At 66.4% G+C, this 2147-nt stretch carries 2 protein-coding genes; both read left to right on the top strand.

Annotated features, from left to right (window positions below; translation table 11 throughout):
• Positions 1-397 (top strand): hypothetical protein (locus ABD901_RS58395; protein ID WP_345144984.1); only part of this gene is annotated, 397 nt, incomplete at its 5' end.
• Between the two features lie 168 nt (positions 398-565).
• Positions 566-1767 (top strand): IS3 family transposase gene (locus ABD901_RS58390; RefSeq protein ID WP_380138958.1). Its coding sequence is split into 2 segments (ribosomal slippage): positions 566-850 and positions 853-1767, totalling 1200 coding nucleotides; the frame shifts between segments, so codons are not numbered across the junction.
• Positions 1768-2147: the final 380 nt, after the last annotated feature.

Here is a 2147-nt window from a genome sequence, read left to right as displayed (position 1 = left end):
TGGCGCTGCTGGCAAGACAACGTCCCCTACAACCCAGCCGCCCACGGCGCCCTCCAAACCCTCCTCAACCAAGACCAACCAACGGCCGCCCGACCCAGGGGTTGACACAGGGCAACTCAAGCCTGCCTCGAATTTGCCAACGCTCAACGCAACAGAGCCGTCCATCGACCATGCCGGAGACGACCGGTTCGTCTATTACGATGTGGATCGTTCTGGCGGTTGTTGCAGTGGTAATCCTGGCATGTATGGCGTGTTGCGGGTTCAATCTGCTGGCCGCCGGCTACCCAGCGAATCTTTTCATGGGATCGCTCGGCAAACGTCTGATAGCCGGGTGCCGCCAGCCCAGGTAAGCGACATGGCCGAGGAGCAGGGCGCGAAGGCCTGTCACCAGAGCTGAGCTGCGGTCACAGCAGATGTTGCGGTGCGGTGACACCCTCCCCACCGCCATCTTCTCTTACGTGATGGCTCACCTTGTCAAGGTCGTTCGTCCAGTAGGGCGTGGGCTTCCCCCTGAGATGTGGACACCCTGAGACTGGACGTTGGTCCAGAGGAAGGGGTGTCCCTGTTGGGGCGTCCGTCGAAGTACACGGAAGAGTTCCGGCGTGATGCGGTCGAGTTGGTCCGGTCGTCGGGTCGGCCGATCAACGAGGTCGCTCGTGAGCTGGGATTGAGTCACGAGACGTTGCGGAATTGGGTCCGTCGGCAGGACCCGCCGGCCCGGCCGCAGGACGCGGCGGCTGGTGGCGGGTTGTCGGCGGCGGACAAGGACGCCGAGATCGCCCGGCTCCGCGCCGAGGTCGCCGAGTTGCGGGTGGAGAAGGAGATCCTGCGCAAGGCAGCCGCGTATTTCGCCAGGGAGATGGATCGGTGACCAGCCGCTTCCGGTTCATCTCCACCCACCGGGCCTCGTATGGCGTCAAGCGGCTGTGCCGGGTCCTGGCGGTGTCGCGGTCCGGGTTCTACCGCTGGATCGCCGCCGAGCCGGCCCGCCGTCACCGGGCCGCAGCGGAGGACCAGCTCGCGGAGCAGATCGCCGCCGTCCACGCCGATTCCGGCGGTACCTACGGTTCGCCGCGGGTGACCGTCGAACTGCGGGCCCAAGGCGTGCCGGTCAATCGGAAGCGGATCGAACGCGTCATGCGCCAGCGCGGCATCGCCGGCCGGCACCTGCGCCGCCGCAGGCGTACGACGGTCCCGGACCCGGCCGCAACGCCGGTGGCGGACTTGATCGGCCGGGACTTCACCGCCACCGCGCCTGATCAGCGGTGGTGCGGCGACATCACCTATCTCCGCGTCGGCGGGGGCTGGCTGTTCCTGGCCACGGTCATCGACATCGCCACCCGCCGGCTCGTCGGCTGGTCGATCAACACCCACATGCGAGCCGGCCTCGTCATCGACGCCCTCAACGCCGCTGTCACCGCCCGCGGTGGCCGGGTCGACGGCGTCATCTTCCACTCGGACAAGGGATCCCAGTACGGCAGCACCGCCTTCGCCGCCGTCTGCGACCGGCACGGTGTGCGCCGCTCGACCGGTCGGACCGGCACGTCGTATGACAACGCCCTCGCCGAGGCGTTCTTCGCCACCCTGAAACGCGAACTCGACGTCGACCATCACACCTGGGCATCCGAGGCCGACGCCCGCCGTGACGTATTCCGCTGGATCGCCTTCTACAACCACCGCCGACGCCACTCAGCCCTCGGCTACCACAGCCCAGCCGCCTACGAACGAACCCTCACATCAGCTACCCTGCAACAGATCGCGGCATAACCCGGTGTCCACATCCCGGGGGGAAGCCCAGGCGCTCCACCTTGACAAGGTGGGCCATCACAAGAACCTGGCACCAGTGAGGCCGCTACCGCTGTGAGTAGTCACCGCCGAAAAGGCTGAGCGCCCGCGCGCAGCGTACCGACGCAGGGCTCAGCCTGACAGGTACGTGTCAACGTGTAACTACCCCAGCGAGAGCGACGCCACTTGGCGAGCGACCTACGCTGCTTCGCTGTTCGTGTCGCGAATCGAGATAGGCCTTGGAGAAGCCCATCGTCAGCGCAGGTAGTCCAAGCCTGATCGCAGTCGAGAATCCCAAAGCCACTCCCCGGACCAGCGCCACCACGCCCTAATGCATCGGCCACTCTCGGGTATTTGGTCGC

Origin of the sequence: Dactylosporangium darangshiense (assembly GCF_039537565.1) — a bacterium.
Lineage (GTDB): Bacteria > Actinomycetota > Actinomycetes > Mycobacteriales > Micromonosporaceae > Dactylosporangium > Dactylosporangium darangshiense.
Note: the sequence above shows the minus strand (reverse complement) of the source record. Positions and strands in the feature narration are given on the sequence as shown.